Origin of the sequence: Rhizobacter sp. (genome assembly GCF_046595475.1) — a bacterium.
Lineage (GTDB): Bacteria > Pseudomonadota > Gammaproteobacteria > Burkholderiales > Burkholderiaceae_C > Rhizobacter.
In genome coordinates this window covers 147,710-165,161 of the sequence record NZ_JBKJOQ010000093.1, presented here as the reverse complement: position 1 = coordinate 165,161, position 17,452 = coordinate 147,710, and the positions used below count along the sequence as shown (strand labels likewise).

At 63.7% G+C, this 17,452-nt stretch carries 13 protein-coding genes; 4 read left to right on the top strand and 9 right to left on the bottom strand.

Features of this window, described 5'->3' with window-relative positions; all coding sequences use genetic code 11:
* The first annotated feature begins 322 nt into the window (after nucleotides 1–322).
* The gene (locus AC30QB_RS17400) at nucleotides 323–1,099 is read left to right on the top strand and encodes a hypothetical protein (protein WP_489547512.1); all 777 of its coding nucleotides are present in this window, start codon (nucleotides 323–325) and stop codon (nucleotides 1,097–1,099) included.
* On the opposite strand, the gene AC30QB_RS17395 is transcribed toward AC30QB_RS17400, so the two are convergent.
* From AC30QB_RS17395 to AC30QB_RS17380, 4 genes are all read right to left on the bottom strand, one after another.
* Nucleotides 1,089–3,590 carry a protein kinase domain-containing protein gene (locus tag AC30QB_RS17395; RefSeq protein WP_489547511.1) on the bottom strand — a complete coding sequence of 834 codons (2,502 nt, stop codon included), beginning with the start codon at nucleotides 3,588–3,590 and terminating at the stop codon, nucleotides 1,089–1,091. The two genes, AC30QB_RS17400 and AC30QB_RS17395, sit on opposite strands and share 11 nt — an antisense overlap.
* A 151-nt stretch (nucleotides 3,591–3,741) precedes the next feature.
* On the bottom strand, nucleotides 3,742–5,811 hold the full coding sequence (locus tag AC30QB_RS17390; RefSeq protein WP_489547510.1) for a M13 family metallopeptidase: 2,070 nt from the start codon (nucleotides 5,809–5,811) through the stop codon (nucleotides 3,742–3,744).
* Nucleotides 5,812–5,897: 86 nt separating this feature from the next.
* A complete protein-coding gene (locus AC30QB_RS17385) occupies nucleotides 5,898–6,239 on the bottom strand; it encodes a nuclear transport factor 2 family protein (protein WP_489547509.1) in 342 nt (113 codons plus the stop codon).
* 66 nt (nucleotides 6,240–6,305) lie between these two features.
* Complete coding sequence (locus AC30QB_RS17380) at nucleotides 6,306–6,839, bottom strand: cupin domain-containing protein (RefSeq protein ID WP_489547508.1); 534 nt, start codon at nucleotides 6,837–6,839, stop codon at nucleotides 6,306–6,308.
* 159 nt (nucleotides 6,840–6,998) lie between these two features.
* On the opposite strand from AC30QB_RS17380, the gene AC30QB_RS17375 reads away from it, so the two are divergent.
* The gene (locus tag AC30QB_RS17375) at nucleotides 6,999–8,015 is read left to right on the top strand and encodes an AraC family transcriptional regulator (protein ID WP_489547507.1); all 1,017 of its coding nucleotides are present in this window, start codon (nucleotides 6,999–7,001) and stop codon (nucleotides 8,013–8,015) included.
* An 875-nt stretch (nucleotides 8,016–8,890) separates the two neighbouring features.
* On the opposite strand, the gene AC30QB_RS17370 is transcribed toward AC30QB_RS17375, so the two are convergent.
* From AC30QB_RS17370 to AC30QB_RS17355, 4 genes are all read right to left on the bottom strand, one after another.
* Nucleotides 8,891–11,782, bottom strand: a complete 2,892-nt coding sequence (locus AC30QB_RS17370; RefSeq protein WP_489547506.1) for a hypothetical protein — start codon at nucleotides 11,780–11,782, stop codon at nucleotides 8,891–8,893.
* A 470-nt stretch (nucleotides 11,783–12,252) separates the two neighbouring features.
* Entirely contained in the window at nucleotides 12,253–13,992 is a 1,740-nt protein-coding gene (gene epsE / locus AC30QB_RS17365) for a polysaccharide export protein EpsE (RefSeq protein ID WP_489547505.1), read from the bottom strand.
* 376 nt (nucleotides 13,993–14,368) lie between these two features.
* Nucleotides 14,369–14,764, bottom strand: a complete 396-nt coding sequence (locus AC30QB_RS17360) for a type II toxin-antitoxin system VapC family toxin (protein ID WP_489547504.1) — start codon at nucleotides 14,762–14,764, stop codon at nucleotides 14,369–14,371.
* Nucleotides 14,761–15,003: an AbrB/MazE/SpoVT family DNA-binding domain-containing protein gene (locus tag AC30QB_RS17355; RefSeq protein ID WP_489547503.1), complete on the bottom strand. Its 243-nt coding sequence runs from the start codon at nucleotides 15,001–15,003 to the stop codon at nucleotides 14,761–14,763. Before AC30QB_RS17355 ends, AC30QB_RS17360 begins: the two co-directional genes overlap by 4 nt.
* 292 nt (nucleotides 15,004–15,295) lie before the next feature.
* On the opposite strand from AC30QB_RS17355, the gene AC30QB_RS17350 reads away from it, so the two are divergent.
* On the top strand, nucleotides 15,296–15,967 hold the full coding sequence (locus tag AC30QB_RS17350) for a hypothetical protein (RefSeq protein ID WP_489547502.1): 672 nt from the start codon (nucleotides 15,296–15,298) through the stop codon (nucleotides 15,965–15,967).
* A 133-nt stretch (nucleotides 15,968–16,100) separates the two neighbouring features.
* Nucleotides 16,101–16,544 carry a helix-turn-helix domain-containing protein gene (locus AC30QB_RS17345; RefSeq protein WP_489547501.1) on the top strand — a complete coding sequence of 148 codons (444 nt, stop codon included), beginning with the start codon at nucleotides 16,101–16,103 and terminating at the stop codon, nucleotides 16,542–16,544.
* 47 nt (nucleotides 16,545–16,591) lie between these two features.
* On the opposite strand, the gene AC30QB_RS17340 is transcribed toward AC30QB_RS17345, so the two are convergent.
* Nucleotides 16,592–17,251: a site-specific integrase gene (locus tag AC30QB_RS17340; RefSeq protein ID WP_489547500.1), complete on the bottom strand. Its 660-nt coding sequence runs from the start codon at nucleotides 17,249–17,251 to the stop codon at nucleotides 16,592–16,594.
* Nucleotides 17,252–17,452: the final 201 nt, after the last annotated feature.

Genomic DNA, 17,452 nt, shown 5'->3' with positions numbered 1-17,452 from the left:
TCGCGGGCCATCGGAAGATCGCTGCCACCTGCGCGAACGCGACACGGAATCACACACTGTTTCAGCTGCGTGCCAGCGGTTTCATTTGCACTGGCGACGATGCGTGCGCGGGCAAGACCTGCTCATGCGTGGGCTTCGTGACGCTGTTCACACGCGAGTGCAAAAACACCAGATTTCAAGCACCACCCCCGGAAGACGGGGGCCTGAGTTGTCGTCTTTCCGATGGGCTTACCGACTTTCCGAGGGACCACCGTCATTCAGGAAAGCCATGCACAGCGAAGCGATATCGTCAGCCGTCTCAGACACGGCACATCAGATCCCCTTGCGTTCCCGAGACGGGAACGAGACTCTTCCGCGCGGGCTGTCACGCACGCCAAACCTGGACTTCCTGCCCGCCGAAGAACGGCGCTTGCTCGGCCGCATCCAGAGCCTGACCAGTGTGTACATGCTCGACTTCATCGAGCAGTCGATCGACGCGAACCCACCCTCGCCCGAGCGCCTGCCCCCCGGGCACGAGTGGTGGCTTGCGCAGGGCGACCCAGACCCGGTGTTCGCGACGGACTTGCCCGAGGGCTACGAATTTGCACCGCGCCCTGGCATGCTTGCCGATGCGCTCTCGGCGGCGTCGAGGTGGGCCGTACTGGCATTCCAGCACCAGATCCAAAGCGCGGCACGCATGCACTGCGTGTCGTGCTGGGATCACGAAGACGAGCGCTCCCCGCACCAGGCCGCTCTGCTCCAGTCGCGCTGGGAAGCTGCCACCCGCTGCGCGGCCGAGAGCGGCCGGCTATGGCGGGCTGAAGGCGAGGGGCAGTGCGACAGCGAGCGCACGACCGGCGTGCAGGGTCTGGCCAAGCTGATGTCGGTCCTGAGCGTCGCCGTGAGCCAGCAGGCGGCCGCGGATACCTGCTACTTCCTGCGGATCTTCGGCCGCGTGCTCGACACCGACCAAACCCGGCGGCTTGCCAGTGCGCTGCACGCGGCCTACCGCTGGCAGTATGTGGAGGCCGGAATACAAGACCCGCACTTCAATCAGATGCTGCTTTCGATGACCACGAGCGAGCACAGGCGCAGCCTTCGATCGGCGTTCAGCCTATGACGCCCGCTGACGACGTCGCCATCAGCCTGCGCACCTCGTCAGTCGAAGGCGCCCGCTCGCCAACCGTGTCCAGCAACTCGATCAGGGCCTCTCGCCACGACGCCTGGGCTTCGGCGGGCTGACCGCGCGCGTGCTGCACGATGCCCTGCGCCACCAGCGCGCTGCCCAGCCATTCGCTGTGCGCAAAGCCGATCTTGGTATCGCGCGCCTGTCGCACCGCACGTTGCGCGTGCGACTGGGCCGCGTCAAGCTCGCCGAGCTGTTGCTCAGTGCGGGCCAGCAAGGTCAAGGCGCGGATGGCGATGCTGTTGCTGTCAGTGGCAGCGTCGAATACGGCCACGGACTGAATCAGGTCGGAGCGGGCCTGCATCAGCTCACCTCGTGCCAGGGAAAGCTGCGCCTGGGTCATCTCCAGCGTCCCCAGCATCGAATGGCCGGCCGGGAGTGAGGCCATCAGGTCAGCCCGCGCAGCCGACAGCAACGCGGAGCAGCGCGCGAGCTCATCCGCCGTGCACCATGCGTGCGCGCCCAGCAGCAGAATGCCCGGGGTCTCGGGCTTGCGCGCCAGGTCGGTTGCGCCGGGCGGCCGGTCCGGGGTCGAGGCGCGGGCGATGTCCAGGACTTGCTGTGACGCGTCGAGTGAGCCCAGCGGGCGGCCCGGCGCGTACAGCAGCACGCCTACGTTGCGGTACAGCGGCGGTGCGGCCTCGGCGAGCGCGCCAGGGTCGGCCGCCCGCGTTTCTTCACTCAGCCCCCGTGGCGACAAGCACTCGCTCAGCAACCGAGCATCGCTGCCCGCGTCAGGCTGCTGCCACGCGGCAGCACCGTGCGGGTGTGCGGACTCCATGGCAAATGATCCGTTGGTCACATGCAGATAGGCAATGAGGCATTCAATGCCGGCCTGCGTCGCATGATCGAGCCCGTCACGTGCATCGGCACGCGCCTGCAGCAGCAAGTGCTGAGCCTTCACGAAATAAGTGGCGCGTACGTACAGCGAAGCAATCTGGGTGCGCAGCACGGCCCGTTCTGCCGGGTGATGGGAGAACTTCTCTTCCAGGATGAGCTCGGCTCGGGCCAGCAGGTCGGCGGTCGTGAACGGATTCTTCGGAACCGTCTGCAGCAGGTAGGCGATGAACTCATTGTTTGACTTGGCGTAGGCCAATCGGCGCAGTACGCGGTCACGTTCGCTCTGGGCGCGCTGGGTCTCGCCTTCGGCTCGCCTGGCTTGCGTGATGGTGCCGGCAAGCCCGGCCGTCACAGCCGCCAGCACAAGCACGCCGGCGATCACCATGCTGCTGTGGCGGCGAACGAACTTGGAGCACCGGTAGGCCAGCGAATCTCGCCGGGCGCTGACCGGCTCATTCGCTGCGTAACGGCGCAGATCATCGGCCAGCGCCGCCACCGTTTGGTAGCGTTCCGTGGGCCGCTTGCGCAAGGTCATGCCGGTGATGTTTTCCAGGTCGCCCTGGAGCTGGCGGCGCAGCCGCGGCAAGGGGGTGCTGCGGTCGGCGGCGATCTGGGCTAGCGGCCCGGCAACGGGTGCGCGCCTGGGCCCTGCCAGTGCAGCGCCGAGTCGCATCGGGTCTGTTTCCAGCGTGGCCCGGATGATCTCGGCTGACGTGGCCGCGTCGGTGGTGGTGGGGTGCCGCCCCACCAGCAGCTGAAACAACAGAACCCCCAGTGCGTAGATGTCGGTTGCGGTGGTGATCACGCCACCTTGAAGCTGCTCGGGTGCTGCGTATTGCGGCGTGAGCACGCGTTGCCCATCGATGGTGATCGGCTCGGTGCCGACGCCCTCTTGCAGCAGCTTGGCGATGCCGAAGTCGAGCAGCTTCACGCGGCCATCCGGCGTGACGAGGATGTTGTTGGGCTTGATGTCGCGGTGGATCACGAGGTGGCTGTGCGCATGCGCCACCGCGGCCAGCACGCTGGCGAACAGCGCGAGCCGCTGCTCGACGTCGAGGCCTCGCTCATCGCAATGGTGATCGATGCGTGTTCCTTCGACCAGCTCCAGCACCAGATAGGGCTGGCCGTCGACCGTCACCCCGGCGTCGAGCAGTTGGGCGATGTGGGGATGGGAGAGCTGCGCGAGGATGGCGCCTTCGCGTTCGAACCGCTGCGAACCCGAGCGACCCACCAGCGAGAGGTGCAGCAGTTTGACTGCCACCCAGCCCTCGAACCGACCATCGGCGCGACGAGCGCGCCACACGCTTCCGGTAGCGCCTTCGCCCAGACACGATTCGACGACGTAGGCGCCGATCTGCTTGCCGGCGAGACTTGCCACCGGCTCGTCAGGCGGGTTCGCATTGACCGACATGAAATGCGAGGCCTCGGCGTAACTGGCGGCGTTCAACAGTGCCTTGATTTCGTCTGCAAGCAGCTCGTTTCTCGCGCAGAGTTGGCCCAACCTGCGGTGTCGATCGCGCAGGTTGAGATCAAGAAGCTCATCCAGCATGGGGCTGAGGAGTTTCCAGCGTGCGCGTTCTGGCATGGACATGTCATGGTTCCCGCCGCATGTGTTGCGGTTCTGAGGGAATCGAAATCGACCCACTGAGTCCGCCATCTGTCTGGACGCTGTGTGCTTAGGCGAGACTGCGAACGACCCACCTGGCTTCACTCGCCACCGCGTCGGAGCGCAGCAGCTACCAGATCCGCACCCGCGCCGCTGGCTCCAGATAGAGACGCTGGCCCGGTTTCACGTCGAACGCGTCGTACCACGCGTCGATGTTGCGGACGGTCCAGATGCGGTAGTTCTCCGGGGAGTGGTCGCGGGCGGCCTGCGCTTTCAGTGCGTCGTCACGGTACTTGACGCGCCAACTTCGTGCAAAGCCGATGAAGAACTGCCGGTCTTGCTGGCGCAGGTAATCCTTGTCGTTCGCCTTGCTGCCGAGTGTGCGGCGGTAGGCATCAAAGGCCGCCGCCAAGCCGCCGAGGTCGGCCAGGTTTTCTGTCAAGGCCAGCTTGCCGTCGACGGCCACGCCCGGAAACGGCAGGTAGCCGGAGAACTGGCGCACCAGCGCGTCGGTGGCTGCCTCATAGCGCGTCATGTCGTCGCGGGTCCACCAGCGACGCAGGCGGCCATCGGCTTCGTATTCGGCACCCAGCGTGTCGACCAAGTGGCTAACTTCGTGGCCGACGATCGCGCCGATCGCGCCGTAGTTCGCAGCATCCGAAGCCGACGGGTCGAACTTGGGCGACTGCAAGAGCGCGGCAGAGAAGTTGTACGCATTCCGGTGAAACGCGATCACGGCGCCGGGCCACTGCGGCGCAATCGACCACTCGGTCGCGTCCGCACTTTGCCCGAGCCGGGCGACGGCCAGGCGGTAATTGCGCTGCGCGATCCGCTGGAGATTGCCCACGGCATCGGCAGGGTCCACCGCAAGGTCCGAGAAGTCCTGCCATCGGTCGGGGTAGCCGATGCCGAAGTACACGTTTCTCAACTTGGCTAACGCCATCGTCCGGGCGGCCGGTGACATCCACGCCGCCACCTCGACGCGCTGGGTGAAGGCGGCCACCACATTGGCGACGATGACTTGCAGCCGGGCTTTGTTGGCCGGCGGGAAGTAGCGTTCGACGTACATCTTTCCGATCGCCTCGCTCAGAGCCGATTGCGTCGCCTCCAGCGCAAGCTGCGCACGCGCGCCGGGCTGCTCCGACCCTGCTGCGACGCCATGCAAGACCATGGCGTCGACGGACAGCGCGCGGGGCAGCACCTCGGCATAACGACCTATCACGCGAATGCGCAGATAGTCCTTCCACGCCTGCAAGGGCTGCGACGCCACCAATGCGGCCGCGCCCTTCAAGGCAGTCGGCTGCCAGGCCACGAAAGCTTGCTGCTTGGCCAAGCCGGCGGCGGCGAAGAATGCACTCCAATCCATGCCCGGCGCTTCGCGCGCGAAGTCAGCGCGCGTCCAGAGCGTGTCAGCGTTGTGCTCATTGCCCGACGCCTCGTCGGTGGCATGACTGCGCGCAATGGCGGTTTCCAGCGCCATCACGGCAGCGGCCCGGCTGGCCGTCCCCAATGATGCGCGGCCCCGGTCGGCGTCAAGCCGCACCAGCATGCGGTCGATCGCCGCCAGATACTGGGCTCGCAACGCCTGCATGGGCGGCTCGATGCCGAGGTAGCTCTCGCGGTCTGGCAGTCCCAAACCCCCTTGCAGCAAGTAGGCGACGTACTCCTTCTCGCCATGGTTGCCGGCCTGCACCGCCAGCCCCACGACGTGCGAGGAGTTGTAGACGCCCTGGTTCAGAGGGTCGACGTCGGCACGAAGCTCGCGGCCGAGCGAGCGCGTCAAGCCCGCCTTGTCGCGAATGCGATCGATCTGCCCCAGCAGAGGCTTCAGCGGCGCGAGGCCACTGGCCTCGATCGCAGCCTCATTCAGATACGCCGCGCGAAAGTCAGCCACCTTGCGCGCATCCGACCCAGCAGGCGCTGCGTTCGCGTCATCCAGCAGCTTGGCCACTTGAAGGCGTGTGTGTTCGGTGATCTGGTCACGGGCACCCCATCGCCCCTTGCCCGCGGGGATTTCGGTGGTCTTGAGCCAGCCGCCATTGGCGTAAACAAAAAAGTCATCGCCCGGTTGAGTGCTCGCGTCCACGGCCGCTTCGTCTGCCAATGCGGCTCGATCGTCACTGGCCTGCGCAGGCGACACGAACGCCACGGTCAAAAGGGCTGCGCATGCGAAACGCAGGCAACGGGCGGCGCGGAACATGAGCCTCTGGACATGGTCATGGCATTCGGCTGCTGGGGATAGCCCGCGAGACAGGCTGGCCTGCCCACGCGGTCTGGCGAGCTCTGTCACGCCGCGGCCGGCGACGCGGCAAAGGTCTGAGACAGGATCTTGCCGTTGCGGAACACGAAGGTGTCCGTCGCAAACGGGAACCACGGCTTCGACTCCCAGGCGATGAAGCCCACTTCACCGACGACGTCGAGGCGGTGCAACTTGAGGGCAGCGATGAACCCGCGTGAAGGCCCTTCGAGTATCGCGGTGAAGAACCCCCGGATTTCCGCGAGCCCGCGGAACGTGGCGTCATGCGTGATCAGGACCGACGCATCGGTGTAGTCCGTCATGACGGCATCGACGCCGACGCTGGCGTTTTGAAGATGGCTTTGCAGCAGAGCTTCGTTTTGGTTGGGCATGTGGGCCTCCAGTTGAGATTGAATGTATGCGGTGGTGCGAGCCGTATGGCCGCGCGCGGCGTCTGGCTACTTCTTGCTCGGGTCGTCGGCCGGATTGACGTAGGTCATCCCAAACGGCCCCTGACCATGAACCTGAACAACGGTGGGGCTCGTCGTCCAAGCAAAGTGGTTCATCTTGGGGGGAGCTTCGCCATAGCCCCCGGCGGTCAATTCCATTCCCTTTTTCTCGTCCAGCTTGTCGCCCATCCCCAAATGGAAGTGCCCAGAGATGACGGTGACGTTTTCCGACGCGGGGTGGTTGTGCGCGGGGATCTTGTACCCCGCCGGCATCTTCAAACGCAGCACGTAAGGGCCATCCTTGAACGGGTCTCCGGACAAGACGGCGACTTGCGCGCCCTTCGGAAACACCGGCGGTGCGGCGCCCCACTTCAGCTCGCTGCCATTCACTGGCGCTTTCATGTCTTCTGCCAGCGCCGCGCTCGCACTGAGGGCAAGGCTTGTTGCCAGCGCCAGCTGGCAACACGTCGACACCGCGAAACCGGAACGATGTGGCGTTGTCGCCAAGGCCAGTGCAGCCCTGATAGGGTTACCGAGGGTCATGGAATACTCTCCTGAAGATTGGAATGAATGAGAGGCGTCCGTTGATTAACGGGACGCATCGCCTGTCGATGACGATGGAGCGTATTGTGCGAATTCAGCTTGTAGGGCGCTGCACTTTGAGTCGCGCACGCTTGCTCGACCGTCCAGGAAAATGAAGCGATGAGCCAGGACACCCTCTCCGATGTGCTGCAGGCTGTCCGCCTGCGCGGCGCGGTGTTCTATTACGTGAGCTTTTGTGGCAAGTGGTCCGCCGGGGCGGTAGCCGCCGATGAGCTCGCTGCGTCGGTGATGCCGGGCGCCGATCACGTCATCGAGTACCACATGGTTGCCAAAGGCGAATGCTGGGCTGCCGTGGAAGGGCTCCCCCCGGTCTGGCTCTCGACAGGAGATGTCGTGATGTTGCCTCACGGAGACGCGCACGTGCTGTCGAACGCGCCTGAGCTTCACCCCAACCGGATGACGGCCGACTGGGTGCACGCGACCCGGCATCAGCCCAAGCCGATTCCGCTGTCCTACCACCACGGGGTCGAACAGCCGGGTGCCGCGATGCCGGTGGAAAGCGCCGAGGCGGTCCTCATGTGCGGCTTCATCGGCTGCGATCTGCGGCCCTTCAATCCATTGATCGCGTCATTGCCCCGGATATTGCACGTGCCGGCTGCCAAGACGGGCCGCTGGCTCGCGCACGTCATCGATCAGGCGGCTGCCGAGTCACGCGAGCCGCGTTCCGGCAGCAGCGCGATGCTTGCACGCCTGAGCGAAATGATCTTCGTCGACGCGGTTCGAAGCTACGTCGAATCCCTTCCGGACCCCGCCGGTGGCTGGCTGGGCGGGCTGCGTGATCGCTATGTCGGCAAGGCGCTGGCACTGCTGCACAACCAACCCGCTCAGGCTTGGACGATCGAAGAACTTGGCAAGCAGGTGGGGCTGTCACGCTCAGCACTGCATGAGCGTTTCGTGGCGCAGATCGGTCAGCGCCCTATGGAGTACCTGACCAACTGGCGCATGCAACTCGCTTCGAATCTTCTGCGCACCACAGGCGCAAACGTGGCATCTATCTCGGCCGATGTGGGCTACGACTCGGAAGGCGCCTTCGCACGCGCATTCAAGCGAGCAGTCGGCATGCCACCGGCAGCCTGGCGCCGCAGCGACAGTGCCGCGCGGGACGCGCAAACGTAGGCGACGGGCTGGCCCAGGGACCACGTCCCAGTGCGTTGCAGAAAAGTCAGGTCGCGCCACGATAACGCTGTGCCCGCAAGCAAACCAAGCCCGACCGATGACATCGCGGCCCAGGCGGATGCGCGCCACGTAGGCGCACACGGTGTCGTCCTTGACCACTCCGGCCCAGAAGCGCAGCGAGCGGTCATCGGCCGACAGGCGCAGCAGGTGGTCTTGTATCCGCGGCAGGTCGCTGGGCTGCGCCTGGCGAACCGTGAGTTGACTGGCGACGCCTGAGAGCAGTTCGGTGGCTTGGCAAGTCATGGCGGACATTCCTCGAACGGTCAGCGATGGCTGATCGGTGAAGGCATGTTCGCGGCGCCACCCTTGCCTGGCACACCGCCGTTCAATAGTGACCAGCGGCTGCGTCTGCTGCGCTTACGACGAGGTATTGGGTGGCTTGAGCCAGCCGAAGCTTGCGCGCCGGAGCCCGCGATGGGGCGCGGGTTTGCAGGCCCAGGCGGGAGAGGATCCACTCGCACACTGGTGCTGCCCGGACGGCGGTGACGATCTTGAACTCGCCGCCGCGTTGAGGGCATTGGTTAAGGCCGATCTCGAACGCAAGCTTGAGCCGCGGCGCACTCGCGAGACGCCCTGCAGCCGCCCTTCGCAAGCGCCGGCTTGTGGCCGCCCACTGCATGTCGTCACCGGCAGCTTCAGGGAAGTTCGCTTTCCGATGCAGTTGGTCAGCGGCCGGGGGAGCGGAATTGAACGTGTCGCACACGGGTCTTGACGCTTACCGGCCTCAGCAAGCCTAGCCTGCGCTGATGCACGCTGGTCGGTCATGCGCGCAGCCTGTGCAGCCAGCTCTGTTTCGTCTCCCAGGGGTCGGTCCCTCACACGCGTGGCGCCCACCCTGGTGGTAAGCAGGTGAAGGTCAGGGCCTGCCCTGCCGTGGTGGCCAAGGCGCGCAGCGCGCTGTCGGTGATGGGCCCACCGCCGTCGTCACGCAGGTAGCTGCCGTCGCTGCGCAGCACATAGGTGCTGGCGCGCCCGGCCACGACACCGCGCGCCACCAGGTCGCACTCCGTGCTTGCGCCGCCCAGCAGCTTGGACGGGAAGGGCGCTGTGGCGCGGGCACGCAGCAGGTCGATGCGCGGGCCCACCACGCTGGCGTTGGCGCTGTCCAGCGTGACCTGTTGCCCCACCACGGGCGCCAGGTCATTGTCAAACGCCAGCATGAAAGCCTCGACGTCACGCCGCTGGTTGTCGCCCCCGGCAAAGCCCACGCGCCCGGCCGAGGCGCTGTTGAAGACCCTGGCCTGGAAAAAGCGGAACAGCGTGTCCACACTGCCGTCGTTCGAAAAACCGAAGCCGCGGATCTGCGCGCCCTGGTGGGCGTTGTCGCCCGGGTTGTCGGAGCTGTTGTTGGCCAAGCCGAACATGCCCACGCGCTCATATAGATTGCGCAGCTGCGGAATCTTCATGGTCTGCGGCAAGGCTTCGAAGCTGTTCTGCCCGTCAGTGCCGAAGAAGCCATTGGCCGGCGCCAAGGTGTGGCAGCCCTCGCAAGTGAAGCCCTGGCCATTGACGGTCCGGCCATCTGAAAAGTGCCCCGCACCCACCGGCCGGCCAGCGGCGTCACAGATCGCGGCCTGGCCGCTGATGCTGTCCAGCCCATCGCAGCCCATGAAGAAGCTGCGGCCGCGGGTTTGGGCTGCTGTCAGGCTGTTGTCCAAGTTGCGGATGGGGTTGGGCGGCGGTGCGATGGCCAAAGCGAAGTTGGCGAAGGACTGCATGTCACTGGTCGGCAATTGGCTGGCGCGGCCAAGCAGGCCCTGGAACGCGACGATGAAGTTCTTGAACGACAGCTCTGAATCAAAGGGCGGTGCGGTGCGTGTGTCCGTGCCGAAGAAGCCGGCTACGCGGTCGCCGCGCCAGTGCATGGCGCCGTGGTTGGCCATGCCGCGCAGTGTCTGCGTGCCCATGGGGCCTTTCATCGGGTGCAGGCTTCTGACGTCACCGTTGCCGTTGATGTTGGTGCCCACGGCGCCGGCGCCGAGTTTGATGCTGATGGGGGTGTTGATGACTTGCCCGTCTGGATCGCCCAGGTCCCAGGCCAGGTGGTCCGTGTTGCCGAAGATGTGGCAGCTGCCACAACTGGCCTCACCGTTGGCAGAGGACAGGCTGGCGTCGTACAGCACACGCCGGCCGTCGGTGATGGAGGCGGGTTCGGGGTTCGCCAGCAGCAGGTGGTTGAGCTCACGCTTGCTGGCCAGGTCAACCATCGAGACCCCGCTGTCAAAGCGGGTGGCCACGTACAGCCGGCCACGCACCTCGTCCAGCACCACGCCCGATGGCCCACCACCGCTGACGCTGATGTGGCTGGCACTCACCATGGTCGGGTCGAAACTGTTGTCTTCGAGATCGGCCGTCGGGTACACGCCAACCTTTGCGGAACCAAACGCTGCCACGTACAAGGTGCTGCCATCGGCTGAGACCACCAGGTCCAGCGGTGTTGACAGGCTGTGTTGTTTGACGTCGGCCGGTGCCGGCAACACAGCGTAGGGAATGTGTTTGTTCAGGTGTCGAGGCGCAACGCTGGCACCTCTTATGACGCTGATGCGTGTCTCGGCCAAGTGGCCTTGCAAGGTGGTGCCGGCGAAGGTGCCGACACCTTCAAAACGAAGGTCGTTGCGGGCTTCAGTGTTGGACACGTAGACAGCGCCGTTCATCGGGTTGACAGCCATGTTGAACAACGTCGTGCCGACATTTTTAAAACTGGTGGTGCTGATCAGGCTGTCGGAGTCGATGGCGAAAACATCGTCGTCAGGCAGGCTGAAGCGCACCACGCCACTCCAGTCGCGGCCCCGGCTGTCGCGCCACTTGCCGTCGGCACTCGTCTTGACCACCAGGCCCACACGCGGCGCCGGGGCGCCTGCGGCGTTGGTGGCCGGGCCGCTGACCGAGCCCGGGATGGTGTTGCCCGACATGTTGCACGGCGTGTCGCTGTTGAAGCCGTCACAGGGCAGCAGCGACGACACCGTGGTGGTCTGGTTGCCGCTATGGTGCACGGCCGCATACACGGTCTTGCCGTCAGGCGTGGTGGCCAAAGCGCGGGGCGTGTCGCCCCGCAGGGTGACGATGGCCAACGGCCTTCCGCCGAGATTCGTGCCCAGTGATTCAGAGTTGAACACCCACACATCGGCACGGCCCACGCTGGCGCTGGTAAGTTGTGGGTCGCCTGCGCCGGGCACTCCGGCCAGCCCGGGGTCACTGCGCTGTTGGCCGCGGTGGGCCGTGGTGATGAAGGCACGTTGGCGGTTGGTGCCGGCAAACACGATGTCGCGCGGTTCGTCGCCAACCAGCAGCGTGCGCACCACACGCGGTGGCGAGGCGCTGACGTCCACGATGCTGACGCTGTCTGACACATGGTTCACCACCCACACCTCGCCCGCATTGCGCACAGCCACAGCCACCGGGTCCACACCCACCGGCACCGAGGCTTCCACCAGCATGACGCTACCGGTCACGTTGACGATGTCCAGCGTGCCCGCCGCGGTGTTAGCCACGAACAGACGGCTGCCGTCGGCCGACAGAGCCAAGGGCCGCACCGGGCCTGATTCGAAGGTGAAATTGCGTTGACCCTGCACCGGGGGTGCCACGGGCGGTACGGGCGCCGTGTTGCCCGCGCTGTTGCCACCACCACTGCCGCCGCAAGCGGCAATCACCGCAAACAACAGCAGCGCAACCGAAGCCGCTGCGCCCACCCTGAACTTGACCTGCATGATCACCTCCGCGCTCTATAGACCGTTGTCTTAGGCACGACCATACGACCCCGCTGCAACAGCAGTCGTTTCGGTTGGGCAAAGAAACGTAAATCGCGCAGCGCGGGCAGAGCGTGATGGAGCGGCGGCCCTCAAGCAGCCCGCGGATGAGCTGAAGACAGGTCGCAAGCCCGGTGCTGTTGGGAAAACCCCGCTCACGAAGGTCGCGTCGCTTGGTGCTCTCAAGGCCCGCATGCTGATCGGGCAGGCGCTGCTGTTCTCCGTGCGAACCTGCCTGGCCTGCGCTTCCGGGCGATTCGCTTTCCGGTGCAGTTGATCGAGGTTAGCGTTGCGGCAACTCGATCGTGCATCTGACGGTGGCGTCAAGATGCAGAAGAACTCGGAGATGACCGCAACGCTCGCTGCGCCGCGATACTGGATTTCATTGCGGTTTCGCTGAGCGACCTTGATTCAACCCAGGCCGACATGAATCAAAAAAGGCTCTCGCGCACGTAAACCACATCGCCCGGCCTGAGCACGTCGTACATCGCGGGTTGCAGTTCCTGGACCTTTCCGGCCGCGTCGCGCCGGTGCACGCGCACACCACGCTCCGTGCCACGCCGCGTCAGCCCGCCGCTGCTGGCCACGGCCTGCATCAGCGTCATATCGGCCATGAGCGGTATCGGGCCAGGGTGCTGAACTTCGCCGTAGACGTATACGTTGGGCAGGCGGTCGATATAGAGCGTGTCGCCGTTGCTCACGATTGGGTTCTCGCTTTGAGCACCGTTCGAGAAAATTGCCGTCATATCAACACGCCGACGAAACGGCTTGCCGTCGCGGGTGCCGCTCAGAGCGACGATTTCGCTGCCACCCTGGGCTACTCCACCGGCCAGCGCGAGCAGCTCGCTCAGCAGCATTCCGTTGACCTCGAGCGGATAACGGCCCGGCCTGTTGGCCATGCCCAACACCGACGCCTGGTTTCCGCGCACCTGCACCAGCAGCACACCGACCTGCGGCTGTTTGAGGAAGTTGCCGTTGCGCAGCCCGTCGGCGATCGCGGCCTCGACCTGAGCGATCGACATGCCGCCGACAGACACCTGCCCGAGCAGAGGGTAAGAGATCATGCCGCTCTCGGACACGCGCGAATCGAGCGAGAGATCAGGGCTTTGGTACACGGCGATGCGCAGCACATCGCCACCACCGACAACGTACTCGCTGCGCGTTTCAGCGGCTGCGAGCTCACCCGTCGCGGCGGGTGCTGCAAGGGTCGGCCGCATCGCGATCGCAGCACTGGCCACCGGCAATGCCCCCGCCACGGACCCAATGGTTGGGGTGGGTGCGACAGGTTCTGTTGCTGCGGTTTTCGTTGCCGCGGCGTCCGCTGCGGCCTCGGATCGTGCCTCAGCCTCAACTCGAGCTTGTGCGTCGGCTACTGCTACTGCATCGGCTTTTGCCTTCGCTTCAGCTCTCGCCACTGTCTCCGCGCTTGCTGCTGCGGCAGCTTTCGCTGTGTCAGCCCTCGCCACTGCTTCAGCCCTCGCTGCATCGGCTTTCGCTGCCGCCTCGGCTCTTGCCATCGCTTCAGCTTTTGCCGCTGCGTCAGCACTTGCTGCGGCATCGGCCCTTGCCGCAGCAGCTTTCGCCATGTCGGCTCTCGCTGCGGCATCGGCTTTCGCTGCGGCATCGGCTTTTGCCGCTGCTTCAGCCCTTGCCGTTGCTTCAGCCCTCGCCACTGTCTCGGCCCTTGCTGCTGCAGCAGCTTTCGCCATGTCGGCTCTCGCTGCGGCATCGGCTTTCGCCATTGCTTTAGCCCTTGCTGCTGCATCGGCCCTCGCTACGGCCGCTGCTTTCGCCGCTTCAGCTCTCGCCGCGCTGGCGACTCTTGCCGCTTCGGCCTTCGCTTCTGCGGCAGCATTTGCTCTCGCGACTCTCGTTGCTGCAGCGGCTTTTGCTGCGGCGGCTTTTTCCGCAGTGGCAGCCTTCCGAGCGGCAGCATTCTCTACAGCGGCGGCTTTTGCAGACTTAGCCTTCGTGCTCGCCGCCGGCGGGTTCGCCGAACCCGGCGTCGCTGCCGCGTTGGCCGCAGCGACGCCGGTAGCGTACGTGTTCAGCGGCACCGTACCTTGTCGCGGTGTGGACGAAGTGGGAGCTGGGTTCGTTGCACAGGCACTGAGCGCCAGCAACTGGACCAAACACAGCGCATGAAAGACATTGCGCATCAGGGGGTTCATGGCTGGCGATCAATTTGTTGAGTAGAGAGGCAGCGCGGAATTTGCATGTCAGCTGGCACGGCCAACCTCGCTCTATGCCTGACAAGCCGAGAACGATGTGAAGGTCAGATCCCATACTGCACTCAATGGTTCGGGTTTGCCAGGGCGCGGACGCACTTCGCTCACAACTCCTACAAGATGAATAGAGGCTCGCCGACACAGAGGGAACTTCGCCTAAATTGGGTTGTGCCTTCGCTTGAAGCGATTAGAAAGTGCTTTGAATACGATGCCGCCAAATCAATCCAAGGCCCAGCGCGTCGAGGGGAAGGCGCCGGCACGCCGGCATCGAGCGATTGGAGTGACGCCCGAGCCCTCGTCATCACCCGCGCTTTCCGAGCTACTGAATCAAGGTCATGCCTGCCGCTTTCGCGGCAGTGACATCAAAGGTCATCGTGTGGTCGCACCCTGCACTCGATGCCATGCGCTCGATTAAGCAGTCCGCGAAATCCGCAGTGCCCATACCAAACACCCTGAGTGCTCGCACCACCTGGTCGGCTTGGTCGACGACAAGTTGTTTTGCGCGCAACAGCGCGTCAAGCGCCTGAGTGAGTTGATCGCGCTTGAGGTCATAGCAAGATGACAACACCCAGACCAACTCGACCACGGACACCAGCGACACGAAACCCGGCTCAGATGCGGTCAGAGACTCGACGAGGCGCGTCGCCTTGGCCGACTGCTTAACGTCGTCTTGCATGATGTAGCGCACCAGCACGTTCGTATCAAGACCGATCATCGTGCGGATGCTCCGCGAGCCGCGATGGCCTGATTCATGGCCTCAATCGATACGACCTTTGACGCCTTACCGAACATACCTTTGAGCTCCTTCACGGAGCGATTTGCAGCAACAACCAGGAACTGGCCAGGCTCGACCTGAACAAATTCAACCCGATCACCTGCGTCTACCTGGAGCGCTTGGCGCACCTCTGCAGGGATCGTGATCTGGCCTTTGCTCGTGACGGTGGCGGTGGTCATGTCAATGCCCTCAATTCAATGAGCCTTACTTTAGCGTAAGGCGATTGGAATAACAAGGCGGCCTGGGCGTTTTCCGATGCGGTTGGCGAACGGCCTCTTTGCGGCATCTCGATCGCGCTTCTGACTGTTCGCGAACGACCCATAGCAGTACTCCAATCGGGCGATTTCCACGCCGCAAAGCAGTCATTCTCCAAACCTCGCGCCTCGCTGCTAACGCGGAATTCGCGTGACGGACGATCCACACCAGGCGAAGGATTGGTCAGCTATTCTTGCCGAATAGGGGGGCGGCGGAATGATCGATTTCTTCTCATGGGTAACGTCTGTGTTTGCCACGAGCGCGGTCGCGACGGGCGTGGTGATCTTTTTCGGAAGGACGTGGGTCCAGACACGTCTGCAAGAGGGGATCAAAGCAGAATATGCCGAACAACTCGAGACGCTACGTGCAGATCTCAAGCTCAAGGCGGATGAGCGCGTTGCGGAACTCCAATCGACTCTGGCGGTGGCCTCAACCGCCCGAACAGCCGCGTTCACGAACGTGTTCGATAGGCGGGTTTCAGCTATCGCCGCGATCCACTCGACACTGCTTGATTTGAACGGTCGGCTCACAGACTACATAGCCGGGTTCAACTCTGAAGAAAACTTGGACAAATGCCATAAAGACGTCCTCGACGCATTTGCTGCGTTCGAGCCTAAGTACCGAGAGAACTTGATCTTCTTGCCCGAAGGACTAGCGAGAGACCTGGCAAAGTTGAAGCAGGAGCATGTATCGATCACGAACGTGTTCCGATTCATGGTGCACAAGAAGGACAATCCCATGGCGGCGCAGCAGCATCTTCAACTACTCGAACGGCTGAATGAAGATGTGCCGAAGTCGATGGAGGCGCTTCAGGCGGCCATGAGAGCGATCTTGGACGGCGACAAAATCACAATCTCAAAGGTGACTGTGATGAACACCCCGAATTGATCTGAGCGGTGCGGCGATATCCAAAAGCCATAAATCGCGTTCGATGCTCGAGGCAGTCCACGGCGGCCTGGGGCAGGATACTTCGCAGCTCTGCTCACAGACCCACAGCCCCGCCACCCGTCACAATCGCAACATGCCAAACCTTTCAAGCGTCATCAAGAGTGAGATCACTCGTATCGCCCGCAAAGAACTTCGGGCTGAAGTAACCGCGCTTAAGAAGCCACTTGCTGCCGCACGTTCCGAGACCGCGTCCATGAAGCGGCGCATCGCCGATTTAGAGAAGAGCGTTCGCCTGCTGACCAAGGCCGGCTCGCGTTCGGCCAAACCGCCAATTGAGGCCGTTCCGCAATCTACCCTCAAGTTCAGCGCCAAGGCACTGGCAACGCAGCGGGAACGGTTGGGTCTCACTGCCAAGGATTGCGGCCTGCTAGTTGGCGCATCTCAGTTGTCGATCTACAAGTGGGAGGCCGGCAGGGCGAAACCACAGGAGAGGTACTTGCCTGCCATCGCGGCACTCAAGTCTCTTGGCAAACGCCAAGTAGCTGAATTACTCGACAAGCTGCGCGAGGGTCCCTGAGTAGCAGTCAGCATCGTGTGGGCGGTTGTTCAGCGGAATGACCGACACTAGATCACCTTCGCAACGATGCGTCCAAGATCTATCGGGTCGCCTTCCACGAGGGCCTTGGTCGCTGAAAGCGTTGCCAGGCCTAGCACCTCACGGATGTGCCTCAGGTCAAAGCCACGACGATGAAGGCGAACGCCGAACGTTCGCCGAGCTGCACTGGCACCCGCTGCCTCTATGCCAGCTTGCATGTGCAGAGTACGGATCGCTTGGGTGAGGCTCTCACATGACCTCGATGTGTTGCCCGCGGCGGTCTTTCTCGTCGTCAGGGTGAACGGTCGCCCTTGATTCGTCAGGAACACCGGCCCGAGTTGCGCCAGACCGCGCCATTGCGAGCGCCATGCGGTGACCCCGTGGCCGAGCCGCAGTCGTTCAACAAAATAGGCATCCAGTGCATCACGCAGCCGGGTGCTCGTCCAGTAGAGGGGACGTGATCGGCCATTGAATGAGATAGATGCTCTTACTCCGCTGACTGCCAGGTACTGGCCGCGTTCATCGACGACGTCCGCAACTTCGAGTTGCGCAAGCTCGGTCGCAGTGATGCCGGTTCCGTAGAGCATGCACAGAAGCGCAACGTCTCGAGCTGGTGTCTGGCCGGTGATTGCGGCCACCTTCATTGCGTGCTGCATCGCAGCGTGCTCAATCACAGGTGCCTTCGGCATGTCGTATCTCCGTTGAATCCGGCGATCCTACGAGAGCTATTCGCGAGAAGGACTCACAAACGCGGCGCTGAGGCGCTTCCACACTCGCCACCTCGGAAAGTTGGCCAAGTGCAGAACTTCGCCGAAGGCAAAGTGGGGTCAGGCGACTGTTTTCGACTCTATTGGTGTGCTTACGACTATTTATGTTCAGAACAAAACATC